Raw genomic sequence first — 19,205 nt, forward strand, 5'->3', positions numbered from 1 at the left:
GGCGGGGCGGCGTAGACGACGGTGGCGAGGACGGCCGCGGGCACGCCGATGCCGAAGACCAGCACGACGGGCAGCAGGTACGCGGCGCACCGGCCCGACGGGCCACCGGCGCGGGGACGGGCCGGCCGCGGCCCGCCGGTCACCGCACGGCCGGCGGCGGTACCGGACGTCCGTCCGGGCTGGTCGTCGTCTGGGCGGGGCCGCCGTCCTGGGGGACACTGGGGCCATGTGCCGGAGCATCAAGACCCTGCGCCCGCCCGCGTTGCCCGAGGAGGCCACGGAGGACGAGATCCGGGCGGCCGCGCTGCAGTTCGTGCGGAAGGTCTCCGGGTTCAGGGCGCCCGCCGCCCACAACCAGGAGGTCTTCGACCGTGCCGTGGAGGTGATCGCGGACGCCACGACGGAGCTGCTGGCGGGGCTGGAGGTGCGCGGGCGGCCGGCCCGCGGGGCGGCGGGACAGCCGGGCGCGGCCTGACCCGAGCGGACGGGGCCGCGGCGAGGGTCCGTCCGGCTGCGACTCCCGGCCGCGTACGGGGAGCTCGGGCCGGTCTTACGACGCCTCGGCCGGCTACTGAACCTCGGCGGGCTGGGACACCTCGGTCGGCTACGCGCGCCTCGGTCGGCTACGACCCAGGATCTGGCCACCGCTCCTCGGTCTCACCGGGCTACGACGCCTCGGCCCGCTACGACGCAGGGTCCGGCTGCCGCCCCTCGGGCGGTCACGGCGCCTCGGCCGGCCGGGGTGCCCGGCGCATCAGGAACGCGGCGCCCGAGCCGGCCGCGAACAGGGCCCCCACCGACACGGCCGTCGCCAGCCAGCTCGCGCCCAGCCACTGGGTGCCGAAGTAGCCCACGGCCACGCTGTAGGTGGCCCAGGTCAGCCCCGCGAGAGCTGACCAGGGGAGGAAGTCGCGCACGCGGTGGTGGGCGGCGCCGGCGCCGAAGGAGACCACCGACCGTCCGGCCGGGGCGAAACGGGCCAGGACCACCAGGGCGCCGCCGCCCCGGGACAGTGCCGCGCCGAGTCGTTTCTGCGCCGTGCTCAGCCGGCGGGAGCGGGAGATCGCCCGGTCCAGCCGCTCCCCGCCGCGCCAGGCCAGGCGGTACGCGACCAGGTCGCCGAGCACCGACGCGGTGGCCGCGCACAGGGTCAGGGCCAGTACGCCGGGGGCGTCGTGGGGGACGTGTCCGGTCGCGGCGCCCGTGCCCGCGGCCGCCGCCGTCGCGGCCGTGACGATCAGGACGCCGCTGGGCAGGACCGGCAGGAAGACGTCGAGGACGACCGACAGCGCCACCACCCCGTAGATCCACGGAGTGCCGGTGAGCGACCCCATTCCCCCGAGACTGTCCAGCACCGATGCTCCCGTGACGCCCCCCGTGGACCGGACCCGCCGCTACGTCGCGGGGGAGCGGCGGGGGCGGCCTGATGACAGCCGTACAGCGTACGCCGCCTGGGCCGCGGGGAGTTCACCGGGGGCTCCCGTGATCGACACGGTCCCTTCACCCGGTGGCCCGCCCCGCACAGGGGCGCCGGAGTCCGCACGGCGCCGCCCGCCGGTGGATGCCCGCTGTACGCGGAGCCGGGCGGTCCGCGGCGACGGCGACGGCCGGGGTGCCGGGCCCGAGCGGGAGGTGAGCGCCGCCGACGGCCCGGACCACCGCCGCGTACCGGCCGCGGGGCGCTCACGGCGCAGCGGTCGGGGGACCGTCAGGAGGCGAGCCGGGACTCCCACACGGTCGTCAGCCGGGCCTGCCCGGCCCCCGCGGCCTGGGCCTTCTCCAGGCGCAACCGGGCCGAGCGACCCCGCAGGGTCAGCGTCATGAGCTGGTTGCCGAACCAGGGTCCGCCCGTCCTTCGCCAGGTCACCGGCGGCCGGGAACAGCGCCCGTGCCGGGCGAACCGCCGCCCGAGCGCACGTGCCACCGCGCTCCAGCCGAAGCGGAAACCGAGCCGAATCGACAGCGGTACGGAGTTGTGGACGGGGGAGCAGGTGAGCTGCAGCACGCGGGCGTCGGGGGAGCCGCGTCCCGCCGTGGGCCGCCAGGCGGGCTCGGCGACGTAGGCGTGGTGCACGTCCCCGGACAGCACGCACACCGTCGCCGGCGCCCCGGGCCCCGAGCCGGCCTCGGCGATCAGGTCCGCCAGGTCCGCGAAGGAGTCCGGGAACGCCGCCCAGTGCTCCAGGTCGGCCCCCCGCCGCAGGCGCTCCCCGATCCGCGCCCAGCGTGCGCCCCGGTCTCCCCGGCACAGGGCCGAGCTCCACGCCTCGATGTCGTGCACGAGGTGTGGCAGCAGCCAGGGCAGGGAGGTGCCGATCAGGAGGTGGTCGTAGGAGCCGGGGCGGTCCAGGACCTGTTCGCGCAGCCACGCCGCCTCGTCGGTGTTCAGCATCGCCCGGCTGCCCTCCTCCAGGACCCGGGCGGCCCGCGAGTCGACCATCACCACCCGGACGCGGCCGAAGTCGCGGCGGTAGCTCCAGCGGCACGACGCCGGGTCGGCGTCGGCCCCGGCGGCGAAGTCGCGCAGGGCGTCGGTGCCGTCGGGCGTGGCCCGGACGGCCGCGTAGACGGGGTCGGCGGCCAGCTCGTCCGGCGAGAGGTTCCCCAGGTGCTGGTGAACCCAGTACGACATCAGACCGCTGAGCAGGCGTTCCTCCCACCAGTCGGTGGCCCGCATGTCGGCGAGCCAGGAGGCGGAGGTGTTCCAGTCGTCGATGACGTCGTGGTCGTCGAAGATCATGCAGCTGGGCACGGTGGACAGCAGCCAGCGCACCTCGGGGTCCAGCCAGGACTCGTAGTAGAGGCCGGTGTACTCCTCGTAGTCGGCCACCTCCCCGCCCGGGGGTTCGGTCACGTCGCGGCGGGTGGCCAGCCGGCGCCGGGTCGCGTCGGAGGTCTCGTCGGCGTACACCTGGTCGCCCAGCAGCAGCATCACGTCGGGGCGTTCGCCGTCCGGGTCGGCGGCGATCCGCGTGGCCAGGGTGTCGAGGGCGTCCGGGCCGACCGGGTCCTTGCCGTCGGCAGGGGGCGCGGCCCAGCGGCACGAGCCGAAGACGACGCGCAGTTCCTCGCCCTCGGCGGGCGTGCGGATGACGGAGGGCGGGAACGCCCGGTGCCCGGCGCCCGGAGCGCAGCCGGACTCCTGCGGCCCGGACCCGCCGGATTGCGCGAACTCGGCGGACTCCGCCGACTCCGCGGACTGTGCCGACTCCTCGCGCTCCGCCGACTCCTCGGGCGCTCCGGACAGCGGCCACACGCGGACGTCGTCGAGCAGCACCTCGTACGGCACGGCCGTGCCGGGTGTCAGTCCGGTCACCGGCACCAGCGCGTAGTGGTGGCCCTCGACCTGGAAGGTGCGGGCCTCCCCGCGGGCGCCGTCCGCACAGCGCACCTCGGCGGTGCACGGCCGGCTCGCCTCGACCCAGACGGTCGCGGACTCGCCGTCGACGTACCGCAGCAGTGGTCCCAGGCGCAGTCCGGCCATGTCCGTACCCCTCTCCGTCACCCCTCCGTCGCCCCGTACGGTACGGAACGACGGAGGCCGGCGGGGAGACCCCCTGGTCAGCAGCTCGCGAGGTAGCTCTGCAGCGCGCTCTTCTCCGCGGAGTCGACGGACAGGTCGTAGTAGTACTTCACCTGAACCCAGGCCCGGACGTAGGTGCACAGGTACGCGGTCCGCGACGGCACCCAGGTCGCCGGGTCCTGGTCGCCCTTGGTCTGGTTGACGTTGTCGGTGACGGCGATGAGCTGCGGGCGGGTCAGGTCGTTGGCGAAGGCCTGACGCTGCGCGGTGGTCCACTTGCCCGCCCCGGAGTCCCACGCCTCGGCGAGCGGAACGAGGTGGTCGATGTCGAGGTCGGAGGCTGCGGTCCAGGTCGCGCCGTCGTAGGGGGAGTACCAGCTGCCGCTGGTGGCTGCGCAGGAGGAGTCGGTGACGACGCCGGACCCGTCGCGCTTGAGGACGGTCTCCCGGGTGTTGCAGGCGCCGCTGATGGTGATCCAGTGCGGGAACAGGTCACGGCTGTAGCCGGTGCGGTTCTCGGTCGCCACCGTGAGCGAGGCGAGGTAGCTGCGGGCGGTGGACGCGCTGACGGGTGTGGGGAGCGCGGCGGAGGCGGTCGGGCCGTTGAACAGCCCGACCGTCGCTATGAGCCCGGTGAGGGCAGCCAGGAAACCGGCCCGTTGACGCGCGTAGAACTTCGGCATGCGAACTCCCGTGGGGATCTGGGGTGGTGGTCACGAGCAGGGGAATGCTCGCGACGCCGTGTTGCGGTGGGGTGTGCGTCGGGTGAGAACCTAATGACGCGTACATGACCTAACAAGGGGTGTGCGGACGGCGTTCGCCGGATCTTCACAGCGGTGCGGTCCGACCCGGGGCGCCGGCGGGTGGGCGACGGCCCCCTCGGGGTCGATCGCCGGGTCGATCGGCCCGGGGGCGGACGCGTGGACCGTCTCCGCGGGGCGGATCGATCCGGGGTGCGGGCGCGCCCTGGGCCACGGCCCCGCCGGCGGACCGGCGCGGCACGCGGGCGTCGCCGGCCACGGGCCCTTGCCGCAGCTCACCGGCCCGGCGGGGAACCGTGGGCGGTCGCGTACCATGGAGCGCGCAGAAGGGGAGTAGCTCTTCGCCGGACCGTCGACACACTGCTCAGCTCGTCTGAGCCGGCGCCCGGAGGCAGACCTCGTTCCACGGGGCCGGCCAGCGAGACCTTCGGCAGCAGTGCATGCCATGCCCGAGCCGTACGGCGAGGGCCTTCCGTGTGCTGCCGTGCCGAGGTGTCCCATCGTGTTCACAGTGCTCTCGGCGGGGCAGCCCCGACCGATTGAGGAATCGTGATCAGTCTCAGCGTCCTGGCGCTCGCGTTCGGCCTGGTGTTCCTGGCCGAGCTGCCTGACAAGACCGCTCTCACCGGGCTCGTCCTCGGCACCCGCTACCGCGCCTCGTACGTCTTCGCCGGCGTCGCCGCCGCCTTCCTGGTGCACGTCGTGCTCGCCGTCGCGGCCGGCAGCGTCCTGACGCTCCTGCCGCAGCGGATCGTCCACGCGCTGACGGGCGTGCTCTTCCTCGGTGGCGCGGCGATGCTCCTGCTGCACAAGGGCGACGGCGAGGAGGAGACACGCACTCCGCAGGGGCAGTCCTTCTGGAAGGTCGCCGGGACCGGGTTCATGCTCATCCTCGTCGCCGAGTTCGGTGACCTCACCCAGATCATGACGGCGAACCTCGCGGCCCGGTACGACAGCCCGCTCTCCGTCGGCCTGGGTGCGGTGCTGGGGCTGTGGGCGGTGGCCGCGATCGGCATCGTCGGCGGAAAGGCCCTGATGAAGCGGGTGCCGCTGGGTCTCATCACCAAGATCGCGGCGCTGCTGATGACGGCTCTCGGGGTGTGGAGCCTGTACGAGGCCGTGGCGGGCTGAGCCGAACGGAAGGTGAAGGCTTCCGGGGGGCAGTGGCGGGATGCGGGCTTGTTTTGTACCGTGGGGGAACAAAGTGGCTCCCGCCCGTTCTCCCTGACCGGCGGGCGGGGCCGCCTTGTCCACCCCGGGGCCCGTCCTCCGCCCCTCGCCGCGCCTTGGAGCTGCCGATGACGGCCACCGCCGTGCTCACCGCCCGCGCCCTCCTGCTGGACATGGACGGCACGCTGGTCGACTCCGACGCCGTCGTCGAGCGGATCTGGCGCCGCTGGGCCGACCGGCACGGGCTGGGCGGTGACGAGGTCATGAAGGTCGTGCACGGCCGCCAGGGGCACGCGTCCATGGCGCTGCTGCTGCCCGGCCGCCCGAGAGAGCTGAACCTCAGCGAGAACGCGCGCATGCTCGCCGAGGAGACCTCGGACATGGACGGTGTGATCCCCGTCCCCGGGGCTCCGGAGTTCCTCGCGTCCCTGCGGGGGCTGCCGCACGCGCTCGTGACCTCCGCCGACGTCGCGCTGTCCACGGCCCGGATGGCCGCCGCCGGCCTCCCGCTGCCGGACGTGCGGGTCACCGCCGAGTCCGTCGGCGCGAGCAAGCCCGACCCCGAGGGTTTCCTCAAGGGCGCCGCCGAACTGGGCGTCGCGCCCGCCGACTGCGTGGTCTTCGAGGACTCCGGCGCGGGGATCGCCGCCGGACGCGCCGCGGGGGCGAGGGTGGTCGGCGTCGGTCCGCGCGCCGCGATCCACCGCCCGGACGCGCTGGTGAGCGACCTGACGCAGGTCCGGGTGGAGGCCACGGCGGACGGGACGATCCGGCTGCACCTGGGCTGAGACGGGGTTCGGCGCGGGCCGGCGGTACGGCGCGTGCGGGTTGCGGCGGAGCCGCTGTCCGGCGGCCGGCGGCCGATACCCCAGCGCCCGCCGTCCGGCGGCCGGCGTCCGGCGTCCGATACCCCGGTGCCCGGCGTCCGATACCCCAGCGCCCGCCGTCCGGCGGTCGGCGTCCGGCGTCCGATACCCCAGCGCCCAGCGGTCGGCGCCCGGTGTCCGGCGGTCGGCGCCCGGCGTCCGATACCCCGGCGCCCGGCGCCCGGCGTCCGGCGGGCGGCCTCCGATACCCCAGCGCCCAGCGGTCGGCGCCCGGTGTCCGGCGGTCGGCGCCCGGCGTCCGGTGGTCGGGTGGTGATCCGGCGCCTGGCGGGCCAACGGCCGGGCGTCCGATGGCTCGGCGGTGTGGCGGCCCGGCGGGTGCGGCGGCCCGGCGGGATCGTCCGGTGGTCCGGCGCCCGGCGCGGCGGTCGGGCGGCCGGGCAGGCGTCATCCGGCGGCCGGCCGTCCCCGGGGGGTTCGCGCCGTTCGCGTGCCGGCCGGGCGCAAGGTTCCGGGGCCGGCCGTCTACGGCTCCGACGTCTCCGCCTCCAGGCTCGCCCGCGTGGCCGGGCCGTACACGCCCGATTCGTCCGTCCGGATGCCGCGGGTCCACTGATAGGTGCGGACGGAGTCCTCCAGCTGCCCGTCGTAGACGCCGTCGGCCTCGCCCGTGTAGAGGTACAGCCGGCGTATCCGCAGCTGGAGTTCGGTGACCTCCGGTCCCTGGTCGCCGCGGCGCAGGACCGGGGGCACCGCCATGGTCTCCGTCGGGCCGGCGGTCGCGGCCGGCCCGGTCGGCCCGGCGGAGGCGGAGGGTGACGCGGACGGCGCCGCACTCGACGCCGAGGACGACGGGACCGGCGACTCCGACGGGCTCGCGCCGGCGGACGGCGGCGGATTCGCGGATGCCGGCGACGAGGACGCGACGCCGGCCCCCGCCGGAGACGACGGTGTGGGCGTCGGCGCGTCCGGGACGCCGTGCCGCACCTCCTCGGGTGCCGCTCCGTCCCGCGCCGGCGACTCGTAGGACAGCAGCCCGTTCGCGAACCCGGCCGCGGCGGCCACGGCGACCACGGCTCCGGACACGGCCAGCAGGGCGGTACGGCGGCTCCGGCCGCTCCCGCGCCGGGCCCCGTCACCGGCGGCCCCGGCCCCGGTCCCCGGCTCGTGAGGGCGGTCGAAGGGGGTCCCGGTGCCGGGGCGGTCGGTGTGCCCCGGCTTCCCCGCCTGCCCCGGTCCGATCGCCGTGGGGCCTTCGGCACGGGGTGCCGCCGTCGGTGGACCGGGGAGCGGCGGGGCGGCCGTCCCCAGCGGCAGCGTGGCGCCGGCCGCGGGAAGAGGCCGGGTCGCGCCCTCGGACGCGTGCGCGACGGCGGCCGCGGTGCCGGCCGCCTTCCCACCCGCGCCGCTGTCGGTCGTCCCGGCGTCCGCGCCGTCGACGATGCCGGCGTCCGTGGTGCCGACGCTGACCTCGGCGTCCGCGCCGCCGACGGTGACCCCGGCGTCCGCGCCCTGGTTCGTCTTACGGCCGACCCCCGCCACCCCGGTCGGCTCAGCCGTGACGCCCGCCCCAGCCGCCTGCGCGTCGGCACCCGGCACCGGTCCCGCCGCACCCGGACTCCGGGGCGCCTTCACACCGGACGGGTCCGCGCCGGGCGCCTCCATGTCGGGTGCGTCTCGGTTGGGCGCTTCCATGTCGGGTGCCTTGACGCCCGGCGCCTCCACGCCGGCCGCCTCGGTGCCGGGTGCGTCCGGCTCGTCGGTCGCGGGCACGCCGACGTACGGCCTGATGCGCAGTGGATCGAAGTCCTCCGCCGCGGCGGCCTCGGCCGTCCGCGCCTCACGCAGGGCGTCCGCCACCCGCTGCGCGCAGGGGCAGGACGGGGTGCTGTCCGCGTCCCTGGACGCCCCGCACTCCGGGCAGACGTGCCCCTCCGGCTGCTGCACGCGTCCCTCCCCTTCCTTGCGGCTTCAAGGATTATGCAGATCTTCCGCACAACCTCTCCTCCGAAGCCCCCGGAATGGCGGCCTCCGGTGGGACTCAACAGGCCATAACCGGTCACACCGATCACGATGGGAGGTGTCACAAGAGCCGCGGGAGGTCTTCATGGCCGGGGATGCGCAGGGCATCACGGGGAAGGTGCGGGACCCAGACCCCTCGCCCGCACCGCCGTCACCGGACGGCGGCGGTACGGGACGGGTGTCCCGCCACGTCCTCGTCCCGATCGGGGCCCTGCTGCTCGGCCTGCTGCTGGCGGCGCTCGACTCGACGATCGTGTCGACCGCGCTGCCGACCATCGTCAGCGACCTCGGCGGCCTGGAGCACCTGTCGTGGGTGGTGACCGCCTATCTGCTGGCCTCGACCGCGGCCACCCCGCTGTGGGGCAAGCTCGGCGACCAGTACGGACGCAAGAAGCTGTTCCAGACCGCCATCGTGATCTTCCTGATCGGTTCGGCGCTGTGCGGAATGGCGCAGGACATGCCCCAGCTGATCGCCTTCCGGGCGCTGCAGGGACTCGGCGGCGGCGGGCTGATCGTGCTGTCGATGGCGATCGTCGGCGATGTCGTCCCGCCCCGGGACCGGGGCCGCTACCAAGGACTCTTCGGCGCGGTGTTCGGCGCCACCAGCGTGCTCGGTCCCCTGCTCGGCGGGCTGTTCACCCAGCACCTGAGCTGGCGCTGGGTGTTCTACGTCAACGTCCCCGTCGGCATCGTCGCCCTCGCCGTGATCGCGACCGCGCTGCGCATACCGCGCCGGGCGGCCCGCCACGTCATCGACTACCTCGGGACCTTCCTCATCGCCGCCGTCGCCACCTGCCTGGTCCTCATCGCCTCGCTGGGCGGCACGACCTGGGCCTGGGGTTCGCCGCAGGTCGTCGGCCTCGCCGTGCTGTCCGCCGTCCTCACGGTGGCGTTCGTGGTCACGGAGCGCCGGGCGGCAGAACCGGTCCTGCCGCTGAAGCTCTTCCGCGTCCGCACCTTCACGCTGTCCGCCGTCGTCAGCTTCATCGTCGGCTTCGCCATGTTCGGCGCGCTGACCTACCTGCCGACGTTCCTGCAGGTCGTGCACGGGGTGTCCCCGACCATGTCCGGCGTGCACATGCTGCCGATGGTGGTCGGCATGCTGCTGGCCTCCACCGGGTCCGGCCAGATCGTCAGCCGTACGGGCCGCTGGAAGGTCTTCCCGCTCACGGGCACCGCGGTGACCACGATCGGCCTGCTGCTGCTGCACCGGCTCGACGAGAACAGCTCCAACGCCGCGATCAGCGGCTCCTTCTTCGTCTTCGGCCTGGGTCTCGGCCTGGTCATGCAGGTGCTGGTGCTCATCGTGCAGAACGCCGTCTCCTACGAGGACCTCGGCGTCGCCACGTCCGGCGCCACCTTCTTCCGCTCCATCGGCGCCTCCTTCGGCGTGGCCGTCTTCGGCACGCTCTTCGCCGGCCGGCTCGGCGACAAGCTCGCCGCCGCCCTGGCGGGAGCCGCACTGCCGCCGGGAGTCTCCGCGGACGCCCTGAAGTCCGACCCGCGGGGCATCTCCGCCCTGCCGCCCGCACTGCGCCCGGCGGCCCTGAGCGCATACGCCTCCGCCATCACCGACGTCTTCCTGTACGCCGCGCCGGTCGCCGCGGTCGGCTTCGTCCTGGCGTGGTTCCTCAAGGAGGACCGGCTGCGGGGCTCCGTCACCGCGCCGGACGGGACGGAGACCTACGTGACCAACCCGGTCGAGCGGTCGTCGTACGACGAGGTCTGCCGTGCGCTGTCCGTGCTCGGCACGCGCGAGGGACGGCGCGAGATCTACCGGGACATCACCGAGCGGGCCGGCTACGACCTGCTGCCCGCGGCGAGCTGGATGCTGCTGCGGACCAGGAAGTACGGCTGGGTGGAGCCGGCCGTGCTCGCCGAGCGCGGCCCGGTCCCGCTGGGTGTCGTGCTCGCGGCCGCCCGCCAGGTCGAGGAGCGTCGGCTGGGCGAGCGCCGGGGCCTCGACCTCGTCCTCACCCCCGCGGGGCAGGAGGTCGCCGACCGGCTGGCACGGGCGCGGGAGGAATCGCTCGCCGAACTGCTCGGCGACTGGTGGGGACCGGACCGGCCGACCGACCTGGTCCAGCTGGTGAAGGAGCTGACGGCGGAGCTGTGCGGCTCCGACGCGGAGCGCCCGCACGACGGGCGGGCGGTGACCCGCTTCTCGTGAGGCGCCCGCCCGCCGGTCAGCCCAGGGGCTTGCCGAACCAGTGCTCGGCGTACGGGTCGCCGTTGTGGGGCGCGGTCTCCGCGTAGCCGAGCCGCGCGTACAGGGCGCGGGCCTCGACCAGGTCGCTCCGGGTGTCCAGGACCACCCGCCGCGCGCCGAGCGCGCGGGCGGCCTCCTCGGCGGCCGTGACGAGCAGCGCGGCACCGCCCCGGCCGCGCAGCGGCCTCCTCAGGAAGACCCGGGTCAGCTCGGCGGTCGCGGCGTCCAGCAGACGCACGCCCGCGGTGCCGGCGGGCGCGCCGTCGTACCGGGCCACCAGCAGCCGCCCGCCCGGCGGGGCCAGCTCGGCACCCGGCCGGCGGGCGATCTCCCGCTCCAGCTCGGCGGGGTCCGTGCGGCGGCCCTTGTGCAGCAGGTACCAGCGGTCGCTGACCTCCGTGTAGTACGCCCGCCACAGGGCGGCGGCGACGGGGGAGTCGTACGGCTCGGGGGAGATCGTCCAGGTCATGACGGGCATTGTCGGGCCGGCCCGGACCCGGTGCGCAACCCGATACCGCCCCCTGCCGGCCCGCGGTGGCCGTTTGTCGGCTGCCTTCCGGGCAATGCGATGGGGGAACCGGCCAGTCGGGCCGACCACATCCGGAAGGCATTCATGTCCACAGGCCTGATCATCGCTTTGATCGTGATCGTCGCGGTCGTCGTCGTGGCGGCCGCACTGATGCTGCGTGGCCGCGGATCCCGCGGCGGCCAGAGCCTCAAGCGGCGCTTCGGTCCCGAGTACGAGCGGACCGTGGCCCGGCACGACGGCGACACCGAGGCCGCCGAGCGTGAGCTCGCCGCGCGCGTGGAACGGCACGGCGGGCTGCGTCAGCGGCCGCTGGAGCCGGCCGAGCGCGAGCGGTTCGAGACGCGCTGGACGGCCGTGCAGGAGCGGTTCGTCGACTCGCCGCGTGAGGCGGTGGCGGAGGCGGACCGGCTGGTCGCCGAACTGGCCGAGGTCCGGGGATTCCCGGGCGGCGGCCAGTACGAGGAGCAGCTCGCCGCGCTGTCCGTCCACCACGCGCACCACGTGCACGGCTACCGGCGCGTGCACCGTGCCGCGCAGGCGCCCGTCGGCGGCGCCGAGGAGAGCCGGCCGGGCACCGAGGAACTGCGCGAGTCCCTGGTCGAGGCCCGCGCGCTGTTCGAGAAGCTGCTGGACTCGGGCCACCACGCGGCCGACGACCACCGCGCCCCGGCCCGCGGCGACGGACCGGCCCGCCACACGTCGTGGGGCTTCAACCGTCGCCATGTGAAGGAAGGTTGAGCGAGATGGCGGACATGACACCGGGCGAGGAGAGGGCTACGGCTCCGGGCCGGGACACGGTGCGCGGCGGCGGGCCGGCGGAGAGCGTGACCGGGCACGGGACGGGCGCAGCCGGTGCCGGGGAGCCGGCGGAGGACCGGACGGGTCTTCCCGGCGCGGGTCGGGACGAGCGGGTGGCCGGCGTGGGTCGGGAGACCGAGGGTTCGGGCCCGGGTGTCGGCGTGGGTTCGGAGGCCGGGGCGGTTCGGGACGAGCGGGTCGTCGGCGTGGGTCGGGAGACCGAGGGTTCGGGCCCGGGTGCCGGCGTGGGTTCGGAGGCCGGGGCGGTTCGGGACGAGCGGGTCGCCGGCGTGGGTCGGGAGACCGAGGGTTCGGGCCCGGGTGTCGGCGTGGGATCGGAGGCCGGCGCGGGTCGGGAGGCCGAGGCGGGTCTGCACGACGGGACCAGCTCCGTGCCGCTGTTGGCGCGGGACGAGTGCGACGCGTTCGGCGGGCGCCTGCGGCGTGCCGTGACCGGGTTCGTCGACGCCCCCAGGGGCGCCGTGGAGGAGGCCGACCGCGTCGTGGACGAGCTGGCTGACCGCCTCGCGGAGGCGCTGACCCGACGGCGGCGCACTCTGCGGGAGGCCTGGCAGTCCGCGGACTCGGGCACGTCCGCGACGACCCCGGACACCGAGCGGCTGCGGCTGGCGCTGCGCGACTACCGGGAACTGGCCGACCGCCTGCTGCACATCTGACGGCGGCGCGGCGCCTGGTGCCACGTCGGCGCCCGGTGCCGCGCGGTCGTGGGTGGGTCGGGGCCGCGCCGGGGGGTGTCCGTCCTCGGACCGGCGCGAACGTGGTGTCTTGACGAGGGACCCGGCGCAGACGCGCCGGCCGCTGCGGGCGGACACCCCCCGGCACGGCCCCTTCCGCGCGTGGGTGCCTGCGGGTCCCGTGGTCGTCGGCACGGTTTCTGCCGGGCGTGGGTGCCTGCGGGTTCCGTGGTCGTCGACTCGGTTCCTGCCGTGCGTGCCGGTGGGCGGTCAGCGCGTCTGGCCGGTCGTTCGGTTCTGCCACTCGGTGACGATCTGCTCGACGTCGTACCGCTTCAGGCCCAGCGGGGGACCGGGCGGTGGTTTGAGCATCATGTCGAGGATCTTGCTGTTGATCTCGGTGATGATCTTCCGGACGAGCCGCTCCGAAGGCGCCGCGTAGGCCGCCGCGAGCGCGTCCTCGGCCTCCTTGCGCAGGGCGAGCGCCGGGGGGAGGACCGACATGCCCTCGCGGACCATCTTCCGTTTGACCCACCACAGTTCGTCGTACGCCGACTCGTCCGGAAGCGGCCTGCCCGCGCCCGGGAGCCGGTCGAACTCGCCGCGTGCCTGCGCGTCGCGGATCTGCTTGTCGACGAAGGACTCGAACGGAACGCCGGGAGGTTTGCGCTCGGTCATGTGTCCATTGTGCCGGACGTGCCCGGGCCGGGCGATTTATCATGCCGCCGCGGTGCGCCAACCCGGCGCTCCGCCAACGGCATTGGCGCAGCTGAGCACGGACCGCGGCTCGGGCGCCCGAATCACGAGGAGCGCACGTGCTGGAACTCACCATGGCCTCCGTGTCCGGGGCGGACGCGGGCGCGACGGCCGGCATGCTGATGGCCGACGCGCCCAGTGACCCGGGGGCCGTGCTGCGGGTGGGCCGGGACCGGGCCGTGTGCCGTCTGGTGACTCCGGACGACTGGCTGTTCGTCTCGCGCGTCCACCTGGAGTTCCGCTGCGGCCCCGACGGCACGTGGCAGCTCACCTGGCTGCGCGGATCGCAGGCCGACCCGTCCTCCGAGGTACGCCTCAGGATCGGCGAGTACACGCAGGCCCTCGTCTACGGCGGGACCGTCCCGCTGCCCCGGGGCGGCTCGGGCGAGGTCGTCGTCCAGGACCGCACCAGCCCGCGCAGCGTCGACGTCGGCTTCTACCACGAGGTATGAAGGCCCTCAAGGCAGTACGCGTGCCAGCGCGAAACCGTCGTGTCCCTTGGACCCCACCGTCTGCACCGCCGTGCCGTCCAGCCGCGGGTGCTCCGCGATCATCTCCAGCGCCGACCGGGTGCCGAGCACACCCGGGTCGGCGCTCTCCCGGTCGGCCACGCGCCCGCCGCGGACGACGTTGTCGAGGACGACCAGGCTGCCCACGCGGGTCAGCCGCAGCGCCCAGTCCAGGTAGCGCGCGTTGTTGACCTTGTCGGCGTCGATGAACACCAGGTCGAAGGGCGGCGGATTCTCGTCGGCGAGCTTGGGCAGCGACTCCAGGGCCGGTCCCACCCGGACCTCGGCGATCCGGTCGAGACCGGCGCGGGCGAGGTTGCGGCGGGCCACGTCGGCGTGGTGGGCGTCGTACTCCAGGCTGACCAGACGGCCGTCGGGCGGCAGCGCGCGGGCGAGCCAGATGGTGCTGTAGCCGCCGAGCGTGCCGATCTCCAGGATCGCGCGGGCGCCCTGGATCCGGGCGAGGAGGTGCAGCAGCTTGCCCTGGTTCGGCGCGACGTTGATGTGGGGCAGGCCCTCCGCGTCGCTGTCCCGGAGAGCGGCCCGCAGGGCGTCGTCCTCCGGGGAGAGCAGGGCGGTGAGATAGGCGTCGACGTCTTCCCAGAGCTGCGAGTCGCTCATCATCAAGCCTTTCGTGTGTCTGCGGCTCGATGAATCTAACCCCGCCGACGCGCCGGGCGCCGGACCCGACTCAGCCCGCGGTCTTCTCCACCGACGGTGCCGACCCAGGCAGCGGCCGGCCCGCCGACTCCGCCATGAACCACACCGCCGCGCCGCCGATGATCGACGCGCCCATCATGTAGTAGGCGGGCATCATCACGTTCCCGGTCGCGCCGATCAGCGCCGTCACCACCAGCGGGGTCGTGCCGCCGAACAGCGACACCGAGACGTTGAAGCCGATCGAGAGGGAGCCGTAGCGGATCCGGGTGGGGAACAGGGCCGGCAGGGCCGCCGGCATCGAGGCCGTGAAGCAGACCAGCAGCAGGCCCAGCGCGGCCATGCCCGGGGCGACCGCCGCCAGGCTGCCCTCACGGATGAGGAGCAGCGCCGGCACGGACAGCAGCAGGAAGCCCGCGCAGCCGGCCGCGATCACCGGGCGCCGGCCGACGCGGTCGGTGAGCGCCCCGGCGAAGGGCTGGACGATCATCATCAGGGCCATGACGCCGAGCACCACCAGCAGACCGTGCGTCTCGTCGTACTTGAGCTCACTCGTGAGGTAGCTCGGCATGTACGACAGCAGCATGTAGTCCGTGACGTTGTAGACCAGCACGAGCGCGACGCACAGGAGCATCGCCTTCCACTGGCCCGTCACCATCTCGCGGACCCGCACCTTGCGCTGGGCCGGCCCGGCCTTCGCCGTCCGCGCGGCCTGCGCCGCGAACGCCGGAGTCTCCTCCAGGCGCAGCCGCAGGTACAGGCCGATGATGCCCATCGGGCCCGCGATCAGGAACGGGATCCGCCAGCCCCACGCCGTGAGGTCGTCGGCGGGCAGCAGGACCGTCATCAGGGTGACCAGGCCGGCGCCGCCGATGTAGCCGGCCAGCGTGCCGAACTCCAGCCAGCTGCCGAGGAAGCCGCGCCGCTTGTCCGGGGCGTACTCGGCGATGAAGGTCGACGCGCCCGCGTACTCGCCGCCGGTGGAGAAGCCCTGCACCAGCCGGGCCGCCAGCAGCAGCAGCGGAGCCCCGACGCCGATCACCCCGTACGACGGGATCAGGCCGATGGCGAAGGTGCCCACGGCCATCATGATCATCGTGATGGCCAGCACCTTCTGGCGTCCGACGCGGTCGCCGAGCGGCCCGAAGACCATGCCGCCCAGCGGACGGACCAGGAAGGCCGCGGCGAAGGCGCCGAACGTCGACAGCAGCTGCGCGGTCGGGCTGCCGGACGGGAAGAAGACCTTGCCCAGGGTGACCGCGATGTAGCTGTAGACGCCGAAGTCGAACCACTCCATCGCGTTGCCCAGCGCAGCGGCCTTCACGGCGCGCCGGACGAGTGCCGGGTCGGTCACGGTCGGGTCGGAGTCCTTCGCCAGGGACAGGGAGGGGGAGGTGGTGACGCTGACAGCCGACAAGTCGACGCTCGCCTACCTTTCGACGGGGACGGACAGGGACGTGACCCACACAGCGGGAGCTGGCGGCAGGCCGAAAATCGACCATACGAGGGTCCCTGCCTCTCACGTTGCGTAGCGAGTCGTGGCCTATTGCGTCGAAATGCGGGATATGCAGGCACTTTGGCCTGCTCCGGGGCGCCGTGAGCGTCGGCCGCTGTGATGCTTCTCGCGCCCCGGAGGCGCAACCGGGCCTCCTCCGCACTATGGTCATCCGGACAAAAGGCGAGCGGATGTCAGGTGAACCGGGGGTTGCCCGCGTCCCTCACCGGGGGTGGTGCGATCCCCTGGGGTTCGCGAAGGGTTCCCGCGCGCGCGGCGCGCGGGACGAACGGGGCGGGAGGCCGACGGGGCGTGGCGAACGTGGAGCACAGCGGGGGGCCGGCCGGGGCGCTCGGGGTAGCCGCCGGCCGGCTGGGCGCGGCCCGGCTGGGTCTGTGGCTGATAGCCGGGATCCTCGCGATACGGCAGGTGGCCGTCGTCCTGGCCACCCCGCGCGGGGAACGGCTGACCGACCTCGAGACCTGGGTCGGCCCGGACGGCGTCCTGCACGTCAACGGATCCCTGTACGACTCGACCCGGTTCACCGGCACCCCCTTCGGCGGGCTCGTCCTGAAACCGCTGACCAGGTCCGCCGAGCAGGCCCTCGGCTGGGGCTGGACCTTCGGCACGCTGCTGCTGGTGGTCGCGCTCGGCCTGATCGCCGTCCGCGCACTGCCGCAGCCGGTCGGCCGCCGCACATCCCTGCTGGCCGCGCCCGTCGCCGTCAGCCTGCTCATGCTGTCGCTGCCGGTGCGCAACACGCTCTGGCTCGGCCAGACCAGCATCATCCCGGTCCTGCTCGTGCTGCTCGGCTGCTTCGTCGTGCGCGGGCAGCGGGCCGGCGGCGCGCTGATCGGCCTCGCGGCCGCGCTGCAGCCCACCGTGCTGCTGTTCGCGCCGCTGCTGTGGCTCACCGGCCGCCGCCGCGCCGCGCTGAGCACCGGTGCCACCTTCGCCGTGTGCACGGTGCTCGCCTGGGCGGCGATGCCCCACGACTCCCAGACCTACTGGGTGCACCACATGGCGGGCGTGGGGCTCGGCGGCCGCGCCGACGGGCTCGCCAACCAGTCGCTGCACGGCGCCCTGCTGCGGATCGGCCTGACCGGGCCGCTGGAGGTCGCCCTGTTCATGGCGCTCGGCACGGTGGTCGCCGTCCTCGGGGTGCGCCGGGCCGTGCGTTACGGCCGCGACGGACAGCTCCTGCTCGCGGTCGCGATCACCGGTTGCGCCGCGATCGCCGTGTCGCCCACCGCCTGGCAGCACCAGCTGGTGTGGGTGCTGCTCGCGGTGGTCGGCCGGGTCGGCCGGCGCGCCTCCGACCGGTACGTGTGGCCGGTGGCCGTCGTACTGGTGATGACGCTGCCCGCGAGGATGATGCTCCCGAACGTGGCGGCGCTGCACCCGCTGCGGGACAACGTCGTCCTGCTGGCCGCCCTGGCAGCGGCGATCGCCCTGCCGTTCCTGACCCGCGAGTCCGCGTACTACCGCGCGCCCGTCCCGACGCGTTACGCGGCGCCGGTGCCGGCCCGCTGGAGCCACGTCCCCCTGGTGCCGTTCCTGCGCCGGGTCCTCACCCGGCCGAACCTGCTGCTCGAACTGCTGCTGATCCGCGTCACCTACGCCGCCTACCAGCAGGTCCGGCTCGCGGCCGACGGCGGCCGGGCGCGAGCCGAACGGCACGGCGACCAGATCCTGTCCGTCGAGCGGTTCCTGCACGTCGACATCGAGCACGCGGTGAACCACGCGGTGGTGCGGGTCGCCTGGCTGCGGGACTTCTTCGACTTCTACTACGAGTCCTTCCACTTCGTCGTCCCGCTGACCGTGCTCGGCGTCCTGTACTGGCGCCGTCCGGCCGACTACCGCTGGGCCCGCGCCTCGCTCGGCTTCGCCACCCTGCTCGCCCTGGTCGGCTTCTGGCTCTACCCGCTGGCCCCGCCGCGTCTGATGCCGGCCCTCGGCATCATCGACACCGTCCACGGCGTGCAGGACTTCTCGAAGCCGGACTACGGCACGCTGACGGCCGTCACCAACCAGTACGCGGCGATGCCGTCCCTGCACTTCGGGTGGTCGCTGTGGTGCGGGCTGGTGATCGCGGTCGTCGCGCCGAAGTGGTGGATGAAGGCACTGGGTCTGCTGCACCCCCTCCTCACCGTCTCGGCGATCGTGGCCACGGGCAACCACTGGGTGCTGGACGCGGTGGGCGGCGCCGCCGTGGTCGGCGCGGGCTTCGGACTGACGTACCTGCTGCAGGGGCCGCGCGTCCGGGCCGTGACGGCCGCCGCGGCCGAGGCCGGGGCCGGAAAGGAGCCGGCCGCGGTCAGGGAGAAGGACCCCATGCCGGGCTGAGTGCCGCGGGCGGGGTCCCGGAGCGTGTCGCCGGGCCGCCACCCGTACCTGCCCGGCCGCCCGCCGGGCGCGGGGTGGCGTAGCGGGACGCCCGTGCACGGGGGCGCCGGCTCCTCGTGCGGGCGCCGCCGGACGCGGACATGCGAAGGCGGCGGCCCAGGGGATCTGGGGCCGCCGCCTTCGCGTCGGGCGGTGAGGGGGCTCACCTCGTGGGTGCGCCGCCGGATCTCACCTCGTTCGTGCCGCCGGCTCAGTACCAGCCGTGGGCCTGCCAGAAGTTCCAGGCGCCGACCGGGCTGCCGTAGCGGGAGTTCATGTAGTTCAGACCCCACTTGATCTGGGTGGTGGGGTTGGTCTTCCAGTCGGAGCCGGCGGAGGCCATCTTGGAGGCCGGCAGGGCCTGGACGAGGCCGTAGGCGCCGGACGAGGCGTTGGTCGCGGAGATGTTCCAACCGCTCTCGTGGTCGACGATCTTGCTGAAGGCGTTGTACTGCGCGGCGTCCGGGATCATCTGGCGGGCGATCGCCTGTGCACCGGCGCCTGAGCCGCCCGAGGCGGCCTGGGCGGGAGCTGCGGACAGGGCCAGGCCGGCGGCGGCTGCGGCCACGGCGGCGGCGGAGAGGGCCCTCTTCGGGGCGGCGATGCGGCGGATGAAGGAGACGGTCACGTAGATCCTCTTGCTTGGGGACGGGGGTGTCGCGGGCACTCGGCGACCAGGCGGTGCGTGGCCGGTTCATGCGTCGGCGCCGCGGTCCGTGTGGTCCGTGGCGCCCTGCGACGTGGTTCAGAGAAGCAGCCGTCCAATCTGTCCGCAAACACCCCTTTTACTAGTTGTGGTCGCATTCGCCGGACGGGTCGCCTGTGTGAGCGGCGTCTCAATGCCCAGGTCGGCGCGGGTAAGGGCGAGT

17 protein-coding genes are annotated in these 19,205 nt (G+C 74.3%); 8 read left to right on the forward strand and 9 right to left on the reverse strand.

Going from position 1 to position 19,205, the window contains the following annotated elements; translation table 11 throughout:
* The first annotated feature begins 226 nt into the window (after positions 1-226).
* Positions 227-475 carry a DUF2277 domain-containing protein gene (locus ACWDNY_RS21840; protein ID WP_451647458.1) on the forward strand — a complete coding sequence of 83 codons (249 nt, stop codon included), beginning with the start codon at positions 227-229 and terminating at the stop codon, positions 473-475.
* Between the two features lie 244 nt (positions 476-719).
* Here ACWDNY_RS21840 and ACWDNY_RS21845 read toward each other — a convergent pair whose 3' ends face one another.
* The 3 genes from ACWDNY_RS21845 to ACWDNY_RS21855 all read right to left on the reverse strand — a co-directional run bounded on the left by ACWDNY_RS21845 (position 720) and on the right by ACWDNY_RS21855 (position 4,206).
* The gene (locus ACWDNY_RS21845) at positions 720-1,334 is read right to left on the reverse strand and encodes a DedA family protein (protein ID WP_451647459.1); all 615 of its coding nucleotides are present in this window, start codon (positions 1,332-1,334) and stop codon (positions 720-722) included.
* Between the two features lie 374 nt (positions 1,335-1,708).
* Positions 1,709-3,484 (reverse strand): alkaline phosphatase D family protein, encoded by a 1,776-nt coding sequence (locus ACWDNY_RS21850; RefSeq protein WP_451647460.1) that lies wholly within the window; start codon positions 3,482-3,484, stop codon positions 1,709-1,711.
* A gap of 77 nt (positions 3,485-3,561) precedes the next feature.
* A complete protein-coding gene (locus tag ACWDNY_RS21855; protein ID WP_451647461.1) occupies positions 3,562-4,206 on the reverse strand; it encodes an HNH endonuclease family protein in 645 nt (214 codons plus the stop codon).
* A 627-nt stretch (positions 4,207-4,833) separates the two neighbouring features.
* On the opposite strand from ACWDNY_RS21855, the gene ACWDNY_RS21860 reads away from it, so the two are divergent.
* Together ACWDNY_RS21860 and ACWDNY_RS21865 are read left to right on the forward strand one after the other, a co-directional pair.
* Positions 4,834-5,415 (forward strand): TMEM165/GDT1 family protein, encoded by a 582-nt coding sequence (locus tag ACWDNY_RS21860; RefSeq protein WP_451647462.1) that lies wholly within the window; start codon positions 4,834-4,836, stop codon positions 5,413-5,415.
* Positions 5,416-5,582: 167 nt separating this feature from the next.
* Entirely contained in the window at positions 5,583-6,242 is a 660-nt protein-coding gene (locus ACWDNY_RS21865; RefSeq protein ID WP_451647463.1) for an HAD-IA family hydrolase, read from the forward strand.
* A gap of 564 nt (positions 6,243-6,806) precedes the next feature.
* Here ACWDNY_RS21865 and ACWDNY_RS21870 read toward each other — a convergent pair.
* A complete protein-coding gene (locus ACWDNY_RS21870; RefSeq protein ID WP_451647464.1) occupies positions 6,807-8,228 on the reverse strand; it encodes a peptidoglycan-binding protein in 1,422 nt (473 codons plus the stop codon).
* Between the two features lie 160 nt (positions 8,229-8,388).
* Between ACWDNY_RS21870 and ACWDNY_RS21875 the strand changes: the two genes are divergently transcribed.
* The gene (locus ACWDNY_RS21875) at positions 8,389-10,473 is read left to right on the forward strand and encodes an MDR family MFS transporter (protein ID WP_451647465.1); all 2,085 of its coding nucleotides are present in this window, start codon (positions 8,389-8,391) and stop codon (positions 10,471-10,473) included.
* A 16-nt stretch (positions 10,474-10,489) separates the two neighbouring features.
* On the opposite strand, the gene ACWDNY_RS21880 is transcribed toward ACWDNY_RS21875, so the two are convergent.
* Positions 10,490-10,990 carry a GNAT family N-acetyltransferase gene (locus tag ACWDNY_RS21880; RefSeq protein ID WP_451647466.1) on the reverse strand — a complete coding sequence of 167 codons (501 nt, stop codon included), beginning with the start codon at positions 10,988-10,990 and terminating at the stop codon, positions 10,490-10,492.
* Between the two features lie 135 nt (positions 10,991-11,125).
* Between ACWDNY_RS21880 and ACWDNY_RS21885 the strand changes: the two genes are divergently transcribed.
* Both ACWDNY_RS21885 and ACWDNY_RS21890 read left to right on the forward strand, forming a co-directional pair.
* On the forward strand, positions 11,126-11,779 hold the full coding sequence (locus tag ACWDNY_RS21885) for a hypothetical protein (RefSeq protein WP_451647467.1): 654 nt from the start codon (positions 11,126-11,128) through the stop codon (positions 11,777-11,779).
* A gap of 389 nt (positions 11,780-12,168) precedes the next feature.
* Positions 12,169-12,516, forward strand: coding sequence for a hypothetical protein (locus tag ACWDNY_RS21890; RefSeq protein WP_451647468.1), 348 nt, complete (start codon positions 12,169-12,171; stop codon positions 12,514-12,516).
* Positions 12,517-12,804: 288 nt separating this feature from the next.
* Here ACWDNY_RS21890 and ACWDNY_RS21895 read toward each other — a convergent pair whose 3' ends face one another.
* A complete protein-coding gene (locus tag ACWDNY_RS21895) occupies positions 12,805-13,212 on the reverse strand; it encodes a DnaJ family domain-containing protein (protein WP_451647469.1) in 408 nt (135 codons plus the stop codon).
* Positions 13,213-13,349: 137 nt separating this feature from the next.
* Here ACWDNY_RS21895 and ACWDNY_RS21900 point away from each other — a divergent pair, with 137 nt between their 5' ends.
* Positions 13,350-13,742 carry a hypothetical protein gene (locus tag ACWDNY_RS21900; RefSeq protein WP_451647470.1) on the forward strand — a complete coding sequence of 131 codons (393 nt, stop codon included), beginning with the start codon at positions 13,350-13,352 and terminating at the stop codon, positions 13,740-13,742.
* A gap of 6 nt (positions 13,743-13,748) precedes the next feature.
* Here the strand turns inward: ACWDNY_RS21900 and ACWDNY_RS21905 are convergent, their stop codons facing one another.
* Together ACWDNY_RS21905 and ACWDNY_RS21910 are read right to left on the reverse strand one after the other, a co-directional pair.
* The gene (locus ACWDNY_RS21905) at positions 13,749-14,420 is read right to left on the reverse strand and encodes an O-methyltransferase (protein WP_451647490.1); all 672 of its coding nucleotides are present in this window, start codon (positions 14,418-14,420) and stop codon (positions 13,749-13,751) included.
* Positions 14,421-14,490: 70 nt separating this feature from the next.
* Complete coding sequence (locus tag ACWDNY_RS21910) at positions 14,491-15,873, reverse strand: MFS transporter (protein WP_451647471.1); 1,383 nt, start codon at positions 15,871-15,873, stop codon at positions 14,491-14,493.
* Positions 15,874-16,263: 390 nt separating this feature from the next.
* On the opposite strand from ACWDNY_RS21910, the gene ACWDNY_RS21915 reads away from it, so the two are divergent.
* Positions 16,264-18,297: a bifunctional glycosyltransferase 87/phosphatase PAP2 family protein gene (locus ACWDNY_RS21915; protein ID WP_451647472.1), complete on the forward strand. Its 2,034-nt coding sequence runs from the start codon at positions 16,264-16,266 to the stop codon at positions 18,295-18,297.
* 250 nt (positions 18,298-18,547) lie between these two features.
* Here the strand turns inward: ACWDNY_RS21915 and ACWDNY_RS21920 are convergent, their stop codons facing one another.
* Positions 18,548-18,964, reverse strand: a complete 417-nt coding sequence (locus ACWDNY_RS21920; protein ID WP_451647473.1) for an aggregation-promoting factor C-terminal-like domain-containing protein — start codon at positions 18,962-18,964, stop codon at positions 18,548-18,550.
* Between the last annotated feature and the right edge of the window lie 241 nt (positions 18,965-19,205).

The organism is Streptomyces sp. NPDC003697 (assembly GCF_053587115.1).